Annotated in this window: 20 protein-coding genes; 10 read left to right on the top strand and 10 right to left on the bottom strand. The window is 57.8% G+C overall.

Going from position 1 to position 18,605, the window contains the following annotated elements; genetic code table 11:
* Positions 1 to 67 precede the first annotated feature (67 nt).
* The 8 genes from CMN55_RS03950 to CMN55_RS03915 all read right to left on the bottom strand — a co-directional run bounded on the left by CMN55_RS03950 (position 68) and on the right by CMN55_RS03915 (position 3,890).
* Positions 68 to 334: a transposase gene (locus CMN55_RS03950; RefSeq protein WP_293948236.1), complete on the bottom strand. Its 267-nt coding sequence runs from the start codon at positions 332 to 334 to the stop codon at positions 68 to 70.
* A 71-nt stretch (positions 335 to 405) separates the two neighbouring features.
* On the bottom strand, positions 406 to 738 hold the full coding sequence (locus CMN55_RS03945) for a RebB family R body protein (protein WP_293948235.1): 333 nt from the start codon (positions 736 to 738) through the stop codon (positions 406 to 408).
* Between the two features lie 52 nt (positions 739 to 790).
* Positions 791 to 1,186, bottom strand: a complete 396-nt coding sequence (locus CMN55_RS03940; RefSeq protein WP_293948234.1) for a RebB family R body protein — start codon at positions 1,184 to 1,186, stop codon at positions 791 to 793.
* Between the two features lie 122 nt (positions 1,187 to 1,308).
* Positions 1,309 to 1,650, bottom strand: a complete 342-nt coding sequence (locus tag CMN55_RS03935) for a RebB family R body protein (protein ID WP_293948233.1) — start codon at positions 1,648 to 1,650, stop codon at positions 1,309 to 1,311.
* A gap of 68 nt (positions 1,651 to 1,718) precedes the next feature.
* Complete coding sequence (locus CMN55_RS03930) at positions 1,719 to 2,039, bottom strand: RebB family R body protein (RefSeq protein ID WP_293948232.1); 321 nt, start codon at positions 2,037 to 2,039, stop codon at positions 1,719 to 1,721.
* A gap of 29 nt (positions 2,040 to 2,068) precedes the next feature.
* A complete protein-coding gene (locus CMN55_RS03925) occupies positions 2,069 to 2,440 on the bottom strand; it encodes a RebB family R body protein (RefSeq protein WP_293948231.1) in 372 nt (123 codons plus the stop codon).
* Positions 2,441 to 2,945: 505 nt separating this feature from the next.
* Entirely contained in the window at positions 2,946 to 3,392 is a 447-nt protein-coding gene (locus tag CMN55_RS03920) for a RebB family R body protein (RefSeq protein WP_293948230.1), read from the bottom strand.
* Between the two features lie 78 nt (positions 3,393 to 3,470).
* Positions 3,471 to 3,890 (bottom strand): RebB family R body protein, encoded by a 420-nt coding sequence (locus tag CMN55_RS03915; protein WP_293948229.1) that lies wholly within the window; start codon positions 3,888 to 3,890, stop codon positions 3,471 to 3,473.
* Positions 3,891 to 4,188: 298 nt separating this feature from the next.
* Between CMN55_RS03915 and CMN55_RS03910 the strand changes: the two genes are divergently transcribed.
* From CMN55_RS03910 to CMN55_RS03895, 4 genes are all read left to right on the top strand, one after another.
* Positions 4,189 to 4,929, top strand: coding sequence for an RNA polymerase sigma factor (locus CMN55_RS03910; RefSeq protein ID WP_293948228.1), 741 nt, complete (start codon positions 4,189 to 4,191; stop codon positions 4,927 to 4,929).
* A 135-nt stretch (positions 4,930 to 5,064) separates the two neighbouring features.
* Positions 5,065 to 8,055: a molybdopterin oxidoreductase family protein gene (locus CMN55_RS03905; protein WP_293948227.1), complete on the top strand. Its 2,991-nt coding sequence runs from the start codon at positions 5,065 to 5,067 to the stop codon at positions 8,053 to 8,055.
* Entirely contained in the window at positions 8,056 to 8,802 is a 747-nt protein-coding gene (locus tag CMN55_RS03900; protein WP_293948226.1) for a 4Fe-4S dicluster domain-containing protein, read from the top strand.
* 12 nt (positions 8,803 to 8,814) lie between these two features.
* A complete protein-coding gene (locus CMN55_RS03895) occupies positions 8,815 to 9,765 on the top strand; it encodes a dimethyl sulfoxide reductase anchor subunit family protein (protein ID WP_293948225.1) in 951 nt (316 codons plus the stop codon).
* Between the two features lie 64 nt (positions 9,766 to 9,829).
* Here the strand turns inward: CMN55_RS03895 and CMN55_RS03890 are convergent, their stop codons facing one another.
* Complete coding sequence (locus CMN55_RS03890; protein ID WP_293948224.1) at positions 9,830 to 11,209, bottom strand: DEAD/DEAH box helicase; 1,380 nt, start codon at positions 11,207 to 11,209, stop codon at positions 9,830 to 9,832.
* Between the two features lie 87 nt (positions 11,210 to 11,296).
* On the opposite strand from CMN55_RS03890, the gene CMN55_RS03885 reads away from it, so the two are divergent.
* The 3 genes from CMN55_RS03885 (at position 11,297) to CMN55_RS03875 (ending at position 14,628) form a co-directional block, all read left to right on the top strand.
* On the top strand, positions 11,297 to 11,617 hold the full coding sequence (locus CMN55_RS03885; protein WP_293948223.1) for a hypothetical protein: 321 nt from the start codon (positions 11,297 to 11,299) through the stop codon (positions 11,615 to 11,617).
* The gene (locus CMN55_RS03880; RefSeq protein ID WP_293948222.1) at positions 11,617 to 12,432 is read left to right on the top strand and encodes a mechanosensitive ion channel family protein; all 816 of its coding nucleotides are present in this window, start codon (positions 11,617 to 11,619) and stop codon (positions 12,430 to 12,432) included. The genes CMN55_RS03885 and CMN55_RS03880 overlap by 1 nt, the downstream gene beginning before the upstream one ends.
* Positions 12,433 to 12,600: 168 nt before the next feature.
* The gene (locus tag CMN55_RS03875; RefSeq protein ID WP_293948221.1) at positions 12,601 to 14,628 is read left to right on the top strand and encodes a molybdopterin-dependent oxidoreductase; all 2,028 of its coding nucleotides are present in this window, start codon (positions 12,601 to 12,603) and stop codon (positions 14,626 to 14,628) included.
* A 16-nt stretch (positions 14,629 to 14,644) separates the two neighbouring features.
* On the opposite strand, the gene CMN55_RS03870 is transcribed toward CMN55_RS03875, so the two are convergent.
* On the bottom strand, positions 14,645 to 15,220 hold the full coding sequence (locus CMN55_RS03870) for a helix-turn-helix domain-containing protein (protein WP_293948220.1): 576 nt from the start codon (positions 15,218 to 15,220) through the stop codon (positions 14,645 to 14,647).
* Between the two features lie 89 nt (positions 15,221 to 15,309).
* Between CMN55_RS03870 and tdh the strand changes: the two genes are divergently transcribed.
* The 3 genes from tdh (at position 15,310) to CMN55_RS03855 (ending at position 18,556) form a co-directional block, all read left to right on the top strand.
* A complete protein-coding gene (gene tdh, locus CMN55_RS03865; protein ID WP_293948219.1) occupies positions 15,310 to 16,368 on the top strand; it encodes an L-threonine 3-dehydrogenase in 1,059 nt (352 codons plus the stop codon).
* Complete coding sequence (locus tag CMN55_RS03860; RefSeq protein WP_293948218.1) at positions 16,365 to 17,543, top strand: glycine C-acetyltransferase; 1,179 nt, start codon at positions 16,365 to 16,367, stop codon at positions 17,541 to 17,543. The genes tdh and CMN55_RS03860 overlap by 4 nt, the downstream gene beginning before the upstream one ends.
* Before the next feature lie 104 nt (positions 17,544 to 17,647).
* Positions 17,648 to 18,556 (top strand): EamA family transporter, encoded by a 909-nt coding sequence (locus CMN55_RS03855; RefSeq protein ID WP_293948217.1) that lies wholly within the window; start codon positions 17,648 to 17,650, stop codon positions 18,554 to 18,556.
* The last annotated feature ends 49 nt before the right edge of the window (positions 18,557 to 18,605 follow it).

Raw genomic sequence — 18,605 nt, 5'->3', positions numbered from 1 at the left:
TATACAGCCATCGGCGGCGGGATCAATGATGGAATGAGGAGCGCAGGCAACGGAGGGCAGCAAAATGTTATCCGCGGGATTTGAGCTGTTCTTTCAGCGCCTGAATTTCCAATGCTGCTTCAGCCAATAAATGCTTCAGACGGCGATTTTCCTCATCCACCTGCCGGAGGCGACTGATCTCCTGCTCGCCGGTTCGCTCGGCGCGTTTTTTCCAGCGATAAAGAGTGGCGCGGGAAATGCCGTGATGTTTCGCGGCCTCCTCCACGGTGCGCCCGTCGGCCAGTTCCTTGAGGATCAGGCCGATTTCCTGCGCTGTATGGGTTCTGCGTTCCATCCGACTGACCTTTCTCGATCCTCATATCTGCCCGGGGTTCCTCCGTGGCTGTTGCTGCTGCGCCGGATGTCTCACTGTTTCTTGCCAAGCTCGCTGACCACAGCCTGTAGCGCGGCGAGATTTTCGGGGATGGAGCTGCCTGCCAGAAGTTCTTGCGAGGCTTTGGCGGCCGCCGCCGGATCGGTGGTGAGAAGCTGGCGCGAGGCGGCGATGGTGATGGCGTTGTGAATGGAATAGCTGTGCTGCTGTTGAGCGATCACATTCTGTAGCGCGAGGCCAATGGTATGGGCCATCTGCTGATACAGAATGGCCATGGCCTCCGCCGGTGCATCGCCGAGCACACTCATGTTCGTCTGGGCGATAGAACCCGTTATCTGGCTGTTGACATATGAATCGGTTGGCATTGCCGCTCTCCTGCTGTGATATTCAACGATCGCCTGTCACATCTTTCCGCATTCACGTCTTGGCGGCGGGATGTGCGGCGGCGGGGCCTGGTGCCGCTGTATGATGAACGGCAGCGGCCGGTGCGGGGTGGAAATATGACGCCGTCGCAATGGGCAATTGCCGCTGGTTCAGGATATTCGATGTGCCGCGTGAGGCGGTTGCCGAGGAGAGCGAGAGCAGGGACTGCAAATTCTGTGTGGTTGAGGCCAGCGACAGGCTGTACATATTCTGCTGGTTGGCGACGGCATTTTGCATGGCGGTTCCAACGGCCTGTGCCGTGGTCTGATACAGCGTGCCGATGGATTGCGCGGGCGCAAGGCCGAGGGTTATCATGTTGGTCTGGGTAATGGCATCGGTGATCTGGCTGTTGACCGATCTCGCATTTTGCGAATTATTTTGCGCTGTCATGGGGTTATCCTGTTCAGTTGGTTAAGGTGAGGCGGAATTTGCGCGCCGGACCGGGGTTGCCGCCCCCGGCGCGCAATAGTCCATATCTGAGCGGGAAGACGCCGCTTCCCCGGTTTTTGTGTTTACGTGTTAAAGCGCGGGGTGTTCGGGCCGCCCGGCTCGCGGAAGCTCGACAGGACGGCCTTCAACGAGGACATGGTCTCGGCGACCGGGTTGCCGCTCAGGATTTCCTGCGTTGCCTTGCCTTCCGCCGCCACATCGAGGGTGTAAAGCAGGCTGACCGCACCGGTCACGACCGCAGAATCGATGGTGTTTTTATGCTGCTGGTTCGCCACCATGTTCTGCATGGACATACCGGTAGACTGGGCCATCATCTGATAGAGCATGCCCATGGATTCTGCGGGGGCATCGCCCAGTACCTTCACGTTGGTCTGGGTCACCGCGTCTGTTACTTGGCTATTCATCCAGGTGTTATCCGCCATTGTTTATTTCCTTTTATAATCAGTTATTGAAAGGATCGGTTGAAAGGGGCTCAGAATGCGCGGGACGCAGCCTGAAGTGAAGACAGTGCCTCGGCGACCGGGTTACCGCCGAGAATTTCGGAGGTGGCCTTGGCGTCGGCAGCAGTTGCCATGGCATAGAGAACATTCGTTCCCTGCGTTGTCACGGCAAGGTCGATGGTATTGGCGCCCTGCTGGTTTGAAACCGCATTCTGCATACTGGCGCCGACGACTTGGGCGAATACCTGATAGGCATTCGCCATGGCCACGGCGGGCGCATCGGCCAGAACACCGACGTTGGACTGGGTAACGGCATCGGTTATCTGGGCATTGACTGGTGTATCCCCTGGCATGGGTATTCTCCTTTAAATGTCAGAACAAACTATTTGTTTGCTGATGGTTGAGACTGGGACTGTTGATCGGATTGCGCTTTCTTCAACTCGGCGACAATAGCCTTAAGCGCCAAGACTATTTCGGCATTCGCATTGCCGGACATGACCTCCTGCATCGCTTTCGCATCGCTCATGCTGTCCAGGCTGTAGAGCATGGCGATGCCCTGGCTGACGATGGCGTTGTCGATGGTGTTCATATTCTGCTGGTTGGCGACGGCATTCTGCATGGAGACACCGACCGCCTGCGCCATCATCTGATAGACTGTGCCCATGGACTGGGCGGGCGCCCCACCGATGACGGCCAGGTTTGTTTGTGTCACGGCATCGGTGATCTGGCTGTTGACCGGTGTATCATTTGCCATCGCATTACCTCATTCTTTCCTGTCAGTGTCTGAACGCGGCAGGGCCCGTTCAATGCCGAGATGACGGGCGGCTCTGCCAAGCTGTGACAGAGGAAATGAGAATTTCTTCCCGATTTTTGCGAAAAATCGCAGGGCCGATGCGATACGTCTCGCCTCGCCGAGACGGGAGAGGCCGTCTGAACGGGACAATCTTGGATCGAATTTTAGGCCAGACATCGGGCGAACAGGCGCAAATCAGCCGATTTTCCCCATTACCGCTGAAATCGGGGTAGACAGTGCCACGGTGTTCAGAATGGCATCAGCACAGGTATATTATCGGCGGGTTGGCCGAGCCGGGGAGGTTGTTTTTTGCTGGGATTTGTCTTTACCTGTGCGGGCCGGAGGGCGGAAAATATGTTTTTGGCAGCCGCAAGAGTGCCCCCATAAAGAAAGACGGGCGACGCACGGCCGGGGCGGCCGTCAGGGTGCCGCCCCGCCTGTCATTTCGACGGCGATTAGAAGGTGCTTACGCCCCGCCCATCTGCTTGACAATCTTTTCCATGGCGACGGCGGTGGCCGCGACCGCATCAGCGGTGATCCCGGCGATGTCCTGGCTGGTCTGGGCGGCGAGGGCAGTGCCGCCCGCACTCGTTACGGCGTTGAGACTGGTGACGGCGGCTTGCGTCTGGGAATTGAGCGCCTGGGTAATGGCGGCAGTCTGGGCGTTGTAGGATTCGCCGATGGTTGCTTTCTGCGCACTGATAGAGATGGCCTCGGCGTTTTTAAGCGCCGTCAGCGCCGCCGCGCCCGAATTGGTGACGCTGTTCATCAGGTTCGAGTTGGCGGTCGCATTCTCAAGGGCGAGCCCTGAGGAATGAGCGGCGAATTGATAGAGAAGTCCCATGGCGAATTTCGCGGAATCCTCGATTTTACCGGATGGGGCATCGCCCCCGGAATTGGATGGGCTGGGCATATGATTAATCCATTTTGAAAGAATGAGTGTAAAATAAAATAGGTATCTATGGTTGTAATAAATTAACGAAGGTCGTGCTTATCCTGCATCACCGGCGGCCGGGGCGGCGGGTGCCTTTCCGGCATCTGTGGTTTCCTTTCCAGCATCGGCGGGAGCCGTGGCTTTTCCATCCTCCGCTGGCGCGGCGCCATTGCTGGCGGCGGGTTGGTTATTATTGGTCATCGCCAGCAGCTTCTGCAACAGATCGAGCCGCTCCGCCGGGGTCAGATTTTCCACCTGCGACGCGAAACCGGTTCTGAGCAGGCCGCTGGCGCCGGTGGCGACGGCCGCCGCCCCCAGAATATTGAGATGCTGCTGGTTGCTAACTGCGTTCTGCGAGGCCATTCCGGCGGCATGGGCAAGATTCAAGTACATCGCCGCCATGGATTTTGCATTTGCGCTTCCCAGAAGTATTTCATTAGTTGAAATAATAGAATTTTTAATTTGATCATCAGGCATATCGGTTTCCATTTTAAAATTCTCTATTTATATTATAAGTATTATAAAAATAATATTTATTATTTATAATATCAACTGTTGAATAATATTTATTATTAATTATTATTTGAAATTTGCTTTTTTCTATTACTTAATTGTATCTGCATACACTCGTATTAGATAAATTAAAATACAAAAATACACTTTAAAAGTTTCTTTTTGCGCCCAAATGATGAAGCATCAAGCGGGAGGTGATCACACAAATTCCCCTTGCAGTGTTGTGTTTTTCCGAAAATTCCAATCTTCAAGGGGGATCTCCATGAATCCACTCCGGCATGATATTTCATCCAATTCTGAAATCTTTGCGAACTCTAAAGAGCTACTGCGCGGGGGGCCTTTCCCGCGGAGCCTGTCCCTGACAACGCTGAAGACTGAAATCAGGGCCATCCCGGCGGCACCGGCGCAATCCGCGCCCGAGGCGGTAGCGGCGCGGAAACCGGATGACCCTGAGGAGGTCTCTGGCGTACCCGTCGATCCGGAAGATTTCTGGGCGGCGTGGAACACGCATAAGGAGTATCTTTTTCGCCTCAGCATGATCTGGATGAATATCAGCGCCGCCGATGCGGAGGATGCTTTTGCCGATGCCACCATCCGCGCCTATGAGAAATACGCCGCCCATGCGGCACAAATCAGTAACGAGCGGGCCTGGTTTGCGCGGCTCCTGCATAATATCTGTATCGACCGTCATCGCGCCAACCGGCGGCTTGGCAATCTCTATGACAAGGTGAAGGAGATCAGCGAGATTGAGTTCGCCATGCTGGAAACACGCCAGCTGACGCCGGAGGGGCGGCTGCTCAACCGGGAACTGGGCGGGCGTCTTCACGCGGCCATTACGGAACTGCCAAAACGCCTCCGCGCGCCGGTCATTCTCCGGCTGGTGCAGGGGGAAGAATATGATGATATCGCCCAACGGCTGGGCATTTCCAATGACAATGTCCGCAAGAGGGTGCAACAGGGCCGCGCCATACTGCGCGACAAGCTGGCGGCCTTTCGTGAGTGAGGCAGTGCTCCAACCACCAGTGCGCGCATTATAATTTTCGAATTCTCTATCGACAGTCCCGGCTAAATCGGTAACGATGCAGGCGAGTGCTTCCGGCCTTCGGGCCGGGTTCAAGTAGCTGGGGAGCTATTTATAATGACAGAAGGTATCGGTCTGCGTGATCTGCGCGCGGACACCTCGCCCCTTGTTTCGGACGAGGTGAAATACACGACCTGCTATATGTGCGCCTGCCGCTGCGGCATCCGCGTCCATCTGAAGGACGGCAAACTCCGTTATATTGAGGGCAATCCCGACCATCCGGTGAACAGGGGCGTTCTCTGCGCCAAGGGATCGGCCGGGATCATGCAACAGAATTCTCCGGCCCGCCTGAGAAAGCCGCTGGTCCGGGTGGGCGCGCGCGGCGAGGGGAAGTTTCGCGAAATCGAATGGGAGGAGGCGCTTGCCCTGGCCACAGATTGGCTCGGTGATGTGCGGGCGACGGATCCGTCACGGCTCGCCTTCTTTACCGGACGGGATCAGTCACAAAGCTTTACCGGCTGGTGGGCGAAACAGTATGGCACCCGGAATTTTGCCGCCCATGGCGGCTTCTGCTCGGTCAATATGGCGGCGGCGGGCCTGTACAGTATTGGTGGTTCCTTCTGGGAATTTGGCGAGCCTGACTGGGATCTGACAAAATATTTCCTGATGTTCGGCGTGGCGGAGGATCATGATTCCAACCCCATCAAGATGGGTCTTGGCAAGCTGAAAAGCCGCGAGAATGCGAAGTTTGTCTCTGTCAATCCCGTCAGAAGCGGCTATTCCGCCATCGCCGATGAATGGATCGGCATCACGCCGGGCACTGACGGGCTGTTCGTCATGGCGATCATTCACGAGCTGTTGCGGGCGGAGAAGATCGATTGGGAATATCTCAAGCGTTACACCAATGCCCCCTGGCTGGTGATCGAAGCGGACGGAGACGCGGAGGACGGGCTGTTCGCCCGCAATGTAACCGGTATTCCCCTGATTGCGACGAAAGAGGGCAAGCTGCTGCCGATCAGTGACCGCAAAGCGGAGCCGGTCATGGTCGGGCGCTATACGCTGCCATCCGGCCAGACGGCGGTGCCGGCCTTTCAGGTGATGGCGGAGCGGTATTTGTCGGAGAGCTATGCGCCGGAGGCCGTGGCCGAACGCGTCGGCATCCCGGCGGCCACCCTCCGCCGTATTGCCGCCGAGATTGCCGAAGCGGCATTTGAAAATGAAATCACCCTCGACATTCCCTGGACGGACTGGGCCGGTCGGCGTCAGGAGAAAATGACCGGTCGCCCTGTTTCCATGCATGCCATGCGGGGCATCTCCGCCCATTCCAACGGCTTTCATACCTGCCGCGCCATCCATTTGTTGCAGATGCTGATCGGCAGTGTTGATGTGCCGGGCGGTTTCCGGCACAAGCCACCCTTCCCGAAGCCCTGTCCGCCGGGACCGACGCCGTCGGGGAAGGAAACGGCGGCGAATACTCCGCTTGGCGGAATGCCGCTCGGCTTTCCCAAGGGACCGGAGGATTTGCTGGTTGACGATGCGGGTAATCCATTTCGCATCGACAAAGCTTATTCATGGGAATATCCGATTGCCGCGCACGGCCTGATGCACACGGTCATTCATAACGCCTGGGCGCAGGACCCGGCGGAGATTGACGTGCTGTTCATGTATATGGCCAATATGGGCTGGAACAGCACGATGAATGTGCCCGATACGGTGCGCTATCTCACCGACAAGAACCCGGACGGCAGCTACCGTATTCCAAAGTTTATCTATTCGGATGCCTATTCGTCGGAAACTGTCGCCTATGCGGATCTGGTGCTGCCCGATACCACCTATCTGGAGCGGTGGGATTGCATTTCGCTGCTCGACCGGCCGATATCGAGCGCGCATGGCGCGGCCGATGCCATTCGTCAGCCGGTTCTCAAGCCGGACCGCGATGTGCGGCCGTTTCAGGATGTTCTGCTCGATCTTGGCGTCCGGCTGGGACTGCCCGGTTTTGTCGGGGAGGCGGGGACGGCGCTCTATCCCGGTGGCTATGCCGATTATTTGGTTCATCATGAACGCACGCCTGATATCGGACCGCTGGCGGGCTGGCGCGGGGCGGATGGAACGGGGCAGGGACGCGGCGCGGCCAACAGCTCGCAGCTCGACGCCTATATCGAAAACGGCTGTTTCTGGGAGAAGAAATTCACACCGGAACAGTCCTACTACAAATTTGCCAACAAAGCCTATCTGGAAGAGGCTGTCCGTATGGGCTGGCTTGCCATGCCGGGGCCGGTGGTGATGGAGATTTATTCGGAAACCCTGCAGAAATTCCGCCTCGCGGCGCGCGGGCATGGCGCGCTTCAGCCGCCCGATCACCTGCGCGCACGGATCGAACAGTATTTTGATCCGCTCCCCCTCTGGTATCCGGCGCTGCTGGAACAGGGGGATGCGGCGGCGGATTACCCCCTGCATGCGCTGACCCAGCGGCCAATGCATATGTATCATAGCTGGGGCAGTCAGAATGCCTGGCTGCGTCAGATCACGGCGCGCAATCCGCTGTTTATACATGCCGAAACCGCCGCCGCCGCCGGGGTGGAGGATGGCGACTGGATCTGGGTCATCTCCCCCCATGGCCGGGTGAAGGCGGAAGCGAAGCTGATGCAGGGCGTCAATCCTCACACCGTCTGGACCTGGAACGCCATCGGCAAGCGCAAGGGGGCCTGGAACCTCAAGGAAGACGCGCCGGAGGCAACAAATGGTTTCCTAGTCAACCAAATCATGGCCGAGTTGTTGCCGCCTCGCGCCGATGGTTACCGTTACTCCAACTCCGATCCGGTAACGGGGCAGGCGGCGTGGTATGACCTGCGCGTCCGGATTGAGAAATGCAGCGCCCAAGAGGCCGGGGAGACAGCGCCAATGTTTAAGCCGCAGGGCAATGATTACCTTCTGCCCGCGCCGGATATCCTCCGCTACGGGGAAAGCCTGAAGGGCGGGACGAGTGGCCGCGCGCCCGTGCAGGAAAAAGACTGGATCGGAAACCGGAAGGAGCTTTCCGCAAAAGGGACGGGCATCCGCCCGGGTCATGGCAACCGGATCGACAAAAAAGATGAGGAAGACAATTAAATGACATCGCTTCCCAAACAGCCATCCGGCAAAAAGCTCGGCCTTGTCATTGATCTGGATATCTGCGTTGGCTGCCATGCCTGCGCCGTCAATTGCAAGGAATGGAATACCGGTGGCCATAGTGCGCCGCTGACCGACACGGATCCCTATGGCGCGGCGCCGTCCGGGGTCTGGTTCAATCGCATTCACAGCTTTGAGGTGACAAATGAACAGGGCGCGGGGCGGACGGTTAATTTTCCCAAAAGCTGCCTGCATTGCGAGGAGGCGCCCTGTGTCACCGTTTGCCCGACCGGCGCGTCCTACAAGCGGGAGGAAGATGGCATCGTCCTCGTCAATGCGGATCACTGCATCGGCTGCAAGCTCTGTTCCTGGGCCTGCCCCTATGGCGCGCGGGAATATGACGCCGACGCCGGGGTGATGAAGAAATGCACCCTCTGCGTTGATAAAATCTATAACCCCAACCTGCCGGAGGAAAGCCGCGTCCCGGCCTGCGTTTCCACCTGCCCGACGGGCGCACGCTCGTTCGGCGATCTCGGTGATCCCGACAGTGATGTCAGCCGGCTGGTCGCCAGCCGGGGCGGGTTCGACCTGATGCCGGAGCAGGAGTGCAGGCCAACCAATAAATATCTGCCGCCAAGGCCGAAGAAGACAGGGGACGGCGCGGCACCCGCACAGGCGCTCACGCCCGTTACCGATAGTTCCGCCGGGCTTCTTGCCCGCTGGGTGGACCGTATTTTATCCGCGTAAGTTAGAGGCGTTATGCATCCGGCAAAATCCGTTATTTTCTTCACGACAGCCTCCGGTGCGGGCTACGGGCTTGTTTTCCTGCTGATTGCGGCCGATCTCGCAGGGCTGTTGCCTGCCTCTTTCTGGCTGTCTTTCACAGGATATGCCGTCGGCTTCGCGCTGATTATTGGCGGGCTGCTCTCCTCAACCTTTCATCTTGGGCATCCGGAGCGGGCCTGGCGTGCACTGACGCAGTGGCGGTCTTCCTGGCTCAGCCGGGAAGGGGTGATGGCAATTTTTACCTTTCTTCCGACGGGCCTTTTTGCGCTGCATCAGCTTTTCTGGCCGGGAGATTTTCCCGTATTGGCCCCCTTGGTGGGCCTTGCCGGAATGGCGGCGGCGGCGGTCACCGTCTATTGCACGGCGATGATTTATGCCAGCCTCAAACCGGTGCATGGCTGGCACAATGGCTATGTACCGGTCGGCTATCTATTGTTCTCTCTGATAACCGGGCTGGTGCTGGTGAATGCGCTGTTCGCGGTTTTTGGCTTTTCAAGTCTGCCCCTCTTGCTGGTCGGGCTTGGCGCACTTGCCCTCGGCCTTGTGTTCAAGGTCGCCTACTGGCGTTTCCTTGATGGAACACAAAGCCTTTCAACCCCGGAAAGCGCAACGGGCCTTGGTGAGTTTGGCCGCGTCAGACTGTTTGAGGCGCCGCATACGGAAGCCAATTATCTGATGCAGGAGATGGGCTTTCGCATTGCCCGCAAACATGCGGCGAAGCTGCGGCGGATCGCATTGCTATGCGCCTTTATGCTGCCGTTCCTGCTGACGCTACCGGGTATTTTTGCTACCGGACTTGTGGGAGTTCTCTGCCTCTGTCTCGCGGTTGTTTCTTGTGCGGTCGGTATGGTAACGGAACGCTGGCTTTTCTTTGCCGAGGCCCGCCATACGGTTAGTCTCTATTATGGGACGGCGCATGCCTGACATGCAAAAGGGCCGGTCATCCGGCCCTTTTTTATTCTGATGCGGTTATTGCAGCCAGCCCGGTTCAACTGGCCCGTTTGAATTTCTGCGGCCGAGCAGACGCAGGTTTATTCTGCGCATGTGCAGGCGCCCCCGCGGATTTATGAGACTTAAATCCCGGTTTGCCTTTATTCTTGCTGAAGGACTTCTTCGGGCCCTTGCGAAATGCCTTAACATCATCCGTTGGTACCCGGTCGCGACCGGCGGATGCCTGAGATCGCTTTCTTCCGGGATGATGCTTTTTCTGTCCCGGTTTGGGCTGCGGGGCGGGGAATGGATGATTTTCATCGATTCGTACCTTTTGCTTGAGAATTTGCTCGATATTGCGAAGCAGGTTGCGTTCCCTGGGTTCGCAAATGGACATGGCGATGCCGGTTGCCCCGGCGCGGCCCGTCCGGCCGACGCGGTGAATATAGTTCTCCGCTTCCATCGGCAGGTCATAGTTGATGACGTGAGTGATGCCGGTGACATCAATACCGCGGGCGGCCACGTCTGTCGCCACCAGTACGGAAAAGCGCCCGTTCCGGAAAGACCGCAGCGTGCGTTCGCGCACCCGCTGTTGCATATCGCCATGGATGGCGGCGCATTTCAGCCCCTCAACCTCCGCTTCGATATCATCTTTCAGGCTGTCAGCCGTCGCCTTGGTGCGAACGAACACAATAACCCGTTCCTTCACGCCGTCGGCGAGAAGATGCATGAGAAGATCTTTCTTATGCTGACCGCCGACCATCAGGACCGAATGGTCGATCCCTTCAGCAACGGCTGTTTTCTGTTTCACTTCGACATATTGCGGTTCGGTCAGAAGCTTTTCCGACAGCTTGCGGATGGCCGGGCTCATGGTGGCAGAGAACATGACAGTCTGATGCGTCTCGGGCAGTTTGTCCGAGATCAGGGTGACATCTTCGATAAATCCCATGTCCAGCATGCGGTCCGCTTCATCGAGAATAAAACTCTCGACATTATCAAGCTGCACGGTGCCGCGCTTCATATGATCGAGGAGGCGACCAGGTGTCGCCACCAGAATATCCACACCGCGGACAAGCTGCTGAATCTGCGGGCCATAGGGCGCGCCGCCGTAAACAACGGTGTGAAACAGCTTCATCCCGCGGGTGAAGACACGGATGCACAGGCCAATCTGATGGGCCAGTTCGCGCGTCGGGGCCAGAATGATTGCGGTCGGTTTGTTGGGCTTGGGCTTGCGCCGCTCATGCTGAAGGCGTTGCAGCAGCGGCAGGACAAAGGCCGCCGTCTTGCCGCCGCCCGTCTCGGCAATGCCCATCAGATCCGCGCCGTCCAGCAACGCCGGAATGGCCCGTTTCTGTACGGGGGTCGGTTCTGTAAATCCCTGCTTCTCGATCGCACGGAGAAGCGGCCCAACCAGGTTGAGCTCGGTAAAGTCGGTCATCTGATATCAATCCTCAAAAATACTGTCCCTGCCGCCAGCCTTGCGGACGACAGAGGGGGTCAAATAAAAGGCGGGAACCGTGTCTCCTTGACCCTGCATGATCTTCGAAAGAGAGGATCGGACTGTCAGCGGCGCGCGGGCGCCGTGGAAAAACTGTTCATGTACCTGTTTGCCGTTCGCCTGTCCAAAGAGCGTCGCGAACGTCTGCCAATGCACCGGGCATTGTGCGCTGCACATATGCGCGGCTTTGCCGTCAATGTCAAGGAATATCCGGAGCCGCCGAAGGGCGCAAAGCAAGAAAAAACCGGTTTCGCCTTTTCATTGGCGGCCTTGTTTCCTAAGATGCGGCGGTTATTTTGTTTCACGCCCTCATCCATCACGGCAAAAAAGGGCAGAAGGGGTATCTAATGGATTTGCAACAGGCATCCGATCAGGTTGTTCTGATCATTACGCAATATGGCCTCAGCGTCCTCGGCGCGCTGATTATTCTGATTGTCGGCTATTATCTTTCAAAGAAAATACCGGCGCTGCTGCGTAAAATTATGGACAAACGGGGGATTGACGCGACGGTCAGCGGATTTCTCAGCCGCATTGCGAAATTCGCCATACTCGTCTTTACCGTCCTGCTGGTCCTGTCGCAATTCGGCATCCAGACGGCCAGCCTGATTGCGGTTCTGGGTGCCGCCGGTCTCGCCATCGGCCTCGCGCTTCAGGGAACGCTCAGCAATGTGGCAGGTGGCGTTATGCTGCTGATCTTCCGGCCCATCAAGGTCGGCCAGTATGTCGAGGTTGGCGGTCATGGCGGCACGGTGAAGGATATCAGCTTGTTCACGACCGAGCTGGCGACGGTGGACAATATTCAGGTCATTATTCCGAACGGTTCTGTCTGGGGCAATGCGATCCGTAATTTCAGCTTCCATCCGACCCGGCGCATGGATCTGGTGATCGGCATTTCCTACGAGGATGACATCGACAAGGCCCGCAGCATTATCGAACGGCTGGCCGTTGCCGATGAGCGGTCGCATAAGGATCCGGCGCCGCTGATTGAAGTGGCGGAACTCGCCGATAATTCCGTCAATTTCACGGTGCGTGTCTGGTGTGATAGCGGCAATTACTTCCCGCTCAAATTTGCCCTCACCAAGGCGATCAAGCAGACTTTCGATGCGGAAGGAATCTCCATCCCTTATCCGCAACGCACGGTGCATGTCGTCAAGGAAGGCTGATCCTGCATCTATCGGAATGACTTATGAAAAGCCCCGGTCATCGCCGGGGCTTTTTGCTGCCTTATGTAAATTGGCCCCCTCATTTATCGGATATTGGACCTTTTAATAAGGCCGCTTTTCCCGCAATCTATCCTGACGATTTCTGCGTGGATATAAGGAAATTCTGCCATGTCCGTCGAACTGCCAAGCGTGTGCCCCCTTGATTGCCCCGATACCTGTTCCTTTACGGTGACGGTGGAGGCGGGGGAGGTCCGGAAGGTCCGTGGCAGCACGGCCAACCCGCTGACTAACGGGGTCGTCTGCAATAAGGTGGCGCGCTACTATCCGGAATTTGTGCATGGGGAAAACCGGCTGCGCCATCCGCTGAAACGGGTGGGACCGAAGGGCGGCGAGGATTTCGCCCGCATTTCGTGGGAAGAGGCAATCGACACCATCCACCACCGCTTCAGCGCGATTATTGCCGAATATGGGCCGCAGGCGATCATGCCCTATAACTATGCGGGGCCGCATGGACTGCTGGCGATGGGTTCCATGGATCTGCGGTTTTTCCATAGCCTCGGCGCGACGCTGCTGGCGCGGCGACCGCTCTGTGGCGGTGTGAAATCGGAGGCTTACAAGGGCACATTCGGCGCGGCGGGGGCGATGCAGCCGTTGCAGCTGGAAGCGGCGAAGTTGATCGTCGTCTGGGGCAATAATGTCACCTTTTCCAACCTGCACCTCGCGCCCATTATCAAACGGGCGAAGGCGAAGGGGGCAAAACTCGTTGTTATTGATCCCAAGCGCATCAAAATTGCCGAGCAAGCGGATATGTATATCGCTGTCCGGCCGGGAATGGATATTATCCTCGCTTTCGCCATCGCGGCGGAGTTGGAACGGATCGGCGGGTTTAATCATGACTTTATCGCGCAGCATGTGCAGGGCGCGGATGAATTTATGGCTGAGGCGCGGAAATTGACAATCGAGGAATCTTCCCGGTTTTGCGGCGTCCCGGTTGACGATATCCGCAAGTTCGCCGCCCTTTATAAGGACAGCAGCCCCGCCGCCATTTCCGTCGGCAACGGGATCGAGCGGAACAGGAATGGCGGCAATAGCATCCGCGCCATTTTCGCGCTGCCCGCCCTTGCCGGCAAGTTCGGCCTGCGCGGTGGCGGCATTGTTGGCGGGGCAGGGAATCTGTTTCCGAAAACGCTGGATAAATTGCAGCGGCCCGATCTGGTGCCGCCTGGCACCCGCACCCTTAATATCATTGATATCGGTCGTCATCTGGCGCAGCAGGATCTTGATATCCCGCTGAAGGGGCTGTTTATCTATAACCATAACCCGGTGGTCGTCTCGCCCGATCAGAATGTGACCAAGGCGGGCCTGGCGCGCGAGGATATTTTCACCGTTGGCTGTGATGTGGCCATGACCGACAGTATGAAATATTGCGATATCATCCTGCCCGCCGCGACCCATTTCGAGCATGACGAGATTTTCTGCGCCTACGGGCAGCCCTATCTGCAACGGGCGGCGCCGGTGATTGAGCCGGTGGGCGAGTCCCTTCCCAATACGGAGATTTTCCGCCGTCTCGCGGCCCGTTTCCGCTTCAATGAAGATATTTTCAAGGCGAGCGACAAGGAACTGATGGACGATGCCATTGATGGCACTGATCCGCGCCTCAAAGGCTACCGGCCGAGTGAGATACCACTCGGCACCGCCCTGTCCATGGAGAAGGGGGAGACGGACACCATTCTGTTTGGAAATGCTGTCCCCGCGACCCCAAGCGGGAAAATAGAACTTGCATCCGCTTATTTGCGGGATGCCTTTGGTCAGGAAATTCCGGTTTATCATCCTGTCGAAAGCGAGTATCCGCTCTCCCTCGTCACGCCGTCATCGAACAAGATGATCACGTCAACCTTTGGCGGGGTGAAGGCGAATGACGACACACCAATGCTGGAAATGCATCCTGCTGATGCCGCGGCGCGCGGTCTTGCGGATGGCATCAGGGTCCGGCTTTTCAATGAGTTGGGGGAGGTGTTTCTGCCCCTTAAAATCACGGAGAATGTCCGCGAAGGAGTAATTTATTCGCCAAAAGGATCCTGGTTTAAAACGACGGAGAATAATCAGACTGTCTCCGCCCTTGCGCCAACCTTTAAGGCTGATCTCTCCGAAGGCGCCTGTTTCAATGACTGCCGGGTGGAGGTGGAAGCCGCCTGAACCCGTCGGGATGGGATCACACCTGTCCGTTGGAAAGCACGACGAGGAGGGCGCGCGCCTCTTCCGTTCCGCTGTTGCGGATTTCATGGGGTTGGTCGGCGGCGTAGCGGGCGGTTTCTCCGGGGTGAACAGGCTGGCTCTCCGCTCCGGCGATCACCGTCATCTCGCCGCTGAACACCGTCAGATGCTCCGTCGTCCGGGCGTTATGCGGATTTGACGCCATGCGCCCGCCGGGCTTCATGATCAGCTCATACCATTCCATCTCATTGACAAGGCTCGCCGGGCCCAACACTCTGAGCACATACTGCTTGCCGGTGTCATTGAGAACCGGAGTTGCGTTGGCCGGGACAACGGTCAGGCTGTGGCCGGGATCATCGCCGCGCACAATATCGTCAATGGTAACGCCGAGTGCCTCCGATAATCGCCAGACGGTCGCGAGCGTTGGGTTCGTCTCATTCCGTTCAATTTGCGACAGCATGGACTTCGACACCCCGCAAACAGCGGCAAGCTGATCGAGGGTAAGCTGTTTCTCTTTACGCAGGCGGTTGATAGTCGCGCCAACCGCGGGCGGGTTATTTTTCTCGTCTGACATATTTTCCTGTTGACTGGAAATAAATCCACTATACTTTACGAAATACAGTATAGCGGATTTTTTTCCAATGTCCAGAAAACAGGTGATCCATGTTCACAATTGCCAAAACCGAAGCCTCCCGCGGCCTCTGGCCCGTCCTGAAAGATTCCCTGAGGGAGCCGGAGGCAGGCATGGTCATGGTGGATGTGATTGCCGCCGGTATCTGCGGTACGGATTATCATATTTATAGCTGGGACGCCTGGTCCGCAGGGCGGGTGCGTACCCCGATGACCATTGGCCATGAGTTCGTCGGGCGCATTTCCGCCATCGGCGCGGGCGTAACGGGATTCTCCATCGGCGATCGTGTTTCCGCCGAATGCCATATCGCCTGCGGCACCTGCCGGTTCTGCCGCACGGGCAATGCGCATATCTGCGAGAAAACGAGCATCATCGGCGTGGACCGCCCCGGCGCTTTTGCGGAGCAGGTGGAGGTGCCGGCCAGCAACCTCTGGCATGTGCCGGAAGGTATTCCCGATGCCCATGCGGCGCTGTTCGATCCGGTCGGCAACGCCATGCATATGGTGGCAAGCGCAAAGGTAACGGCGAAGGATGTGCTGATCGTCGGCGGTGGTCCCATCGGGCTGTTCGCGGCGGCCATCGCCAAGGCGCATGGCGCACGCACGGTCGCATTGCAGGAACCCAATCAGGCCCGCGCCGCCATTGCCCGCAGCCTTGATCTCGATCTGGTGGTGAGTCCGCGTGATCCGGATAGCACTGATAAAATTCTTGAGCTGACACGCGGGCAGGGGCCGGAGGTGGTGCTGGAGGTGAGCGGCAATGCCGCTGCCATCAATGCTGCGCTTGATCTGGCCGCGCCGGGGGCGGTGTTTGCGCTGCTCGGCATTCCGTCCGGGCCGGTCGCGCTTGATCTTGGGGCCAAGGTGGTGATGAAAGGGGTCAGCCTGCTCGGCATCACCGGGCGGCGGATGTATGAAACCTGGTATCAGGTGGAGGCTTTCATGCTGAAAAACCCCGCGCTGATGGGCAAGGTGATTACGCATATCCTGCCGGCCACCGATTTTGCCCGCGGCTTCGAGTTGATGGATGAAGGCGCCTGCGGCAAGATAGTCCTTGATTTTGCAAGTCTGAAAGGGAGGCTGCCGCAATGAGCGAACAACTCATCACCCGCCTGACGGAAGAACTTTACAATGCCGACCGCGCGGGCACTTACAAACGTCTCAAAGTGATCGAGGGGGCGATTGGCGACAAGGTGTCGCTCGCCGGGCAGGGGGAGGTGACACTTCTCTCCTCCAATGACTATCTCGGTTTTGCCAACCATCCTGAGATTGTCGCGGCGGCACAGGAGGCGCTTGCCACCTTCGGGGCGAGTACGGCATCGGTGCGTTTTATCTGTGGCACGCAAACGGTGCATCAGACGCTGGAAGAGGACCTTGCTCGTTTCCACGGGACGGAAGCGGCGCTTACCTATTCCTCCTGCTGGGCGGCGAATACGGGGCTGTTCGCGGCCATTACCGCGCCGGGGGATGTTATCCTGTCCGATGCCCTGAACCATGCCAGCCTGATTGATGGTATCCGGGCAACGGCGAAAGGCGTCATCCGCGATGTTTACGCTCATAGTGATATGGCGGAGCTGGAGGCAAAGCTGAAACAGCATCAGGACGCGCCCGCCCGGATTATCGTCACGGACGGAGTTTTCTCCATGGAGGGAGATATTGCGCCGCTTGATAAGATTACCGCGCTTGCTGAAAAATACGACGCCCTTGTGGTGCTGGATGATTCCCATGGCCTCGGAGTGATGGGAGCGACGGGACGCGGCACGGCGGAGCATTTCGGCGTGCAGGATCGCATTGATATCTTCACCGGCACCCTCGGCAAGGCATTGGCAGCGGGGACCGGCGGGTTTGTTGCGGGGCCGAAGGCGGTGACTGAAACCCTGATCCAGAAATCGCGGCCGCATCTCTTTTCGAATGCGCTGCCGCCCTCCGTTGCGGCGGCAGGTAGTAAGGCGCTTGAACTGCTGGATGCATCGCCCGAACGGGTTGCCGCGCTCCAGAAAAAATCGGCGGACTTTCGCATTCTTCTGAAGTCAAAGGGTCTCAACCCGCTTGAGGGGGAGAGCGCGGTAGTTCCCGTCATCGTCGGGGAAACGGCAACCGCGATCCGATTGGCGGGCGAGTTGCTGGAGAAGGGGATATTTGTCACCGGCTTTGGCTATCCCGTCGTGCCGGAGGGAGAGGCGCGGTTGCGCTTTCAGCTATCCTATGCCCATACGGATGCGGAACTGCAGGAGGCTGCATCGGCCCTTGCGGTCTTACTGGGGTGAGGGTGTCCACCGCTGCATGGCTGCCATTCATGGGCGGTGATTGACAGAACAGGGGGATCGGGCGAGATTACGTCCTCCCGTCCGTCTGCCGAGTAAGCCCGCCCATGGAAGCCTGGATTGTCATCACTCTTTTCGCCGCCTTTCTGCAGAATGTGCGGACGGCACTGCAAAAGGCGCTGAAGGGCAGGCTTTCAACCGGCGGGGCCACCTATGTGCGGTTTCTCTATGGCGCACCCTTCGCGCTTCTCTATCTTGGCGGCCTTATTCTCATGACCGACTTGCCGCTGCCCCGGCCCAATGGAGAGTTCCTGATCTATGCTCTCGTCGGTGGGCTCGCGCAGATTTTTGCGACCGGACTGCTGGTCAGCCTGTTCAGCCTGAAGAATTTTGCCGTCGGCACTACCTACGCCAAGACGGAGACCGTGCAGGCGGCGCTAATCGGCATGGTCTTACTGGGCGATCATGTGGGGATCGGTGCCATTCTTGCCATCGCTATCAGCTTTGTCGGCATCCTCCTGATTTCCATGTCATCAAGCGCTTTTACATTGAAGGATTTTCTGTCCGGCTGGATGAGCCGGGCGGCAGGGATCGGGCTGCTCTCCGGCGCGCTGTTCGGCATTTCCGCTGTCAGCTACCGTGGCGCCTCGCTGGCGCTTGGCGGGCAAGGCGTGATCATCCAGGCCGCCTATACGCTTGCCTTCGTAATGATCTTCCAGACAGTGGTGATGAGCCTTTATCTACCGCTGTGCGAGGCCGGACAGATTACCAAGGTTTTCAGAAACTGGAAAATGGCCATCTGGGTCGGGCTCACCGGAATGCTTGGCTCCGCCTGCTGGTTTACGGCCATGACGCTGCAAAACGCCGCCCTTGTCAAAGCCGTCGGACAGGTGGAGTTGGTCTTTTCCTTCATCGCCTCCTATTTCTTTTTCAAAGAAAGGACCAACCGCATCGAACTTTGCGGTATCCTGCTGATTGTGCTTGGTATTCTGCTGTTGCTGCTCGACCGCGTGTAATGTCATAATTTTTAAACAATTCTGCGGTTTGCGGCTTTTGTTTTGAGAT

Origin of the sequence: Sneathiella sp., from assembly GCF_002694385.1 — a bacterium.
Classification (GTDB): Bacteria; Pseudomonadota; Alphaproteobacteria; order Sneathiellales; family Sneathiellaceae; genus Sneathiella.
The sequence above is the reverse complement of the archived record's forward strand: the minus strand, read 5'-3'. Positions and strand labels throughout refer to the sequence as shown.

Excerpts from the sequence above, each read along its gene's own strand:
- CMN55_RS03950 (WP_293948236.1), bottom strand. The coding sequence starts at position 334 with ATGGAACGCAGAACCCATACAGCGCAGGAAATCGGCCTGATCCTCAAG.
- CMN55_RS03945 (WP_293948235.1), bottom strand. The coding sequence starts at position 738 with ATGCCAACCGATTCATATGTCAACAGCCAGATAACGGGTTCTATCGCC.
- CMN55_RS03940 (WP_293948234.1), bottom strand. The coding sequence starts at position 1,186 with ATGACAGCGCAAAATAATTCGCAAAATGCGAGATCGGTCAACAGCCAG.
- CMN55_RS03935 (WP_293948233.1), bottom strand. The coding sequence starts at position 1,650 with ATGAATAGCCAAGTAACAGACGCGGTGACCCAGACCAACGTGAAGGTA.
- CMN55_RS03930 (WP_293948232.1), bottom strand. The coding sequence starts at position 2,039 with ATGCCAGGGGATACACCAGTCAATGCCCAGATAACCGATGCCGTTACC.
- CMN55_RS03925 (WP_293948231.1), bottom strand. The coding sequence starts at position 2,440 with ATGGCAAATGATACACCGGTCAACAGCCAGATCACCGATGCCGTGACA.
- CMN55_RS03920 (WP_293948230.1), bottom strand. The coding sequence starts at position 3,392 with ATGCCCAGCCCATCCAATTCCGGGGGCGATGCCCCATCCGGTAAAATC.
- CMN55_RS03915 (WP_293948229.1), bottom strand. The coding sequence starts at position 3,890 with ATGCCTGATGATCAAATTAAAAATTCTATTATTTCAACTAATGAAATA.
- CMN55_RS03910 (WP_293948228.1), top strand. The coding sequence starts at position 4,189 with ATGAATCCACTCCGGCATGATATTTCATCCAATTCTGAAATCTTTGCG.
- CMN55_RS03905 (WP_293948227.1), top strand. The coding sequence starts at position 5,065 with ATGACAGAAGGTATCGGTCTGCGTGATCTGCGCGCGGACACCTCGCCC.
- CMN55_RS03900 (WP_293948226.1), top strand. The coding sequence starts at position 8,056 with ATGACATCGCTTCCCAAACAGCCATCCGGCAAAAAGCTCGGCCTTGTC.
- CMN55_RS03895 (WP_293948225.1), top strand. The coding sequence starts at position 8,815 with ATGCATCCGGCAAAATCCGTTATTTTCTTCACGACAGCCTCCGGTGCG.
- CMN55_RS03890 (WP_293948224.1), bottom strand. The coding sequence starts at position 11,209 with ATGACCGACTTTACCGAGCTCAACCTGGTTGGGCCGCTTCTCCGTGCG.
- CMN55_RS03880 (WP_293948222.1), top strand. The coding sequence starts at position 11,617 with ATGGATTTGCAACAGGCATCCGATCAGGTTGTTCTGATCATTACGCAA.
- CMN55_RS03875 (WP_293948221.1), top strand. The coding sequence starts at position 12,601 with ATGTCCGTCGAACTGCCAAGCGTGTGCCCCCTTGATTGCCCCGATACC.
- CMN55_RS03870 (WP_293948220.1), bottom strand. The coding sequence starts at position 15,220 with ATGTCAGACGAGAAAAATAACCCGCCCGCGGTTGGCGCGACTATCAAC.
- tdh (WP_293948219.1), top strand. The coding sequence starts at position 15,310 with ATGTTCACAATTGCCAAAACCGAAGCCTCCCGCGGCCTCTGGCCCGTC.
- CMN55_RS03860 (WP_293948218.1), top strand. The coding sequence starts at position 16,365 with ATGAGCGAACAACTCATCACCCGCCTGACGGAAGAACTTTACAATGCC.
- CMN55_RS03855 (WP_293948217.1), top strand. The coding sequence starts at position 17,648 with ATGGAAGCCTGGATTGTCATCACTCTTTTCGCCGCCTTTCTGCAGAAT.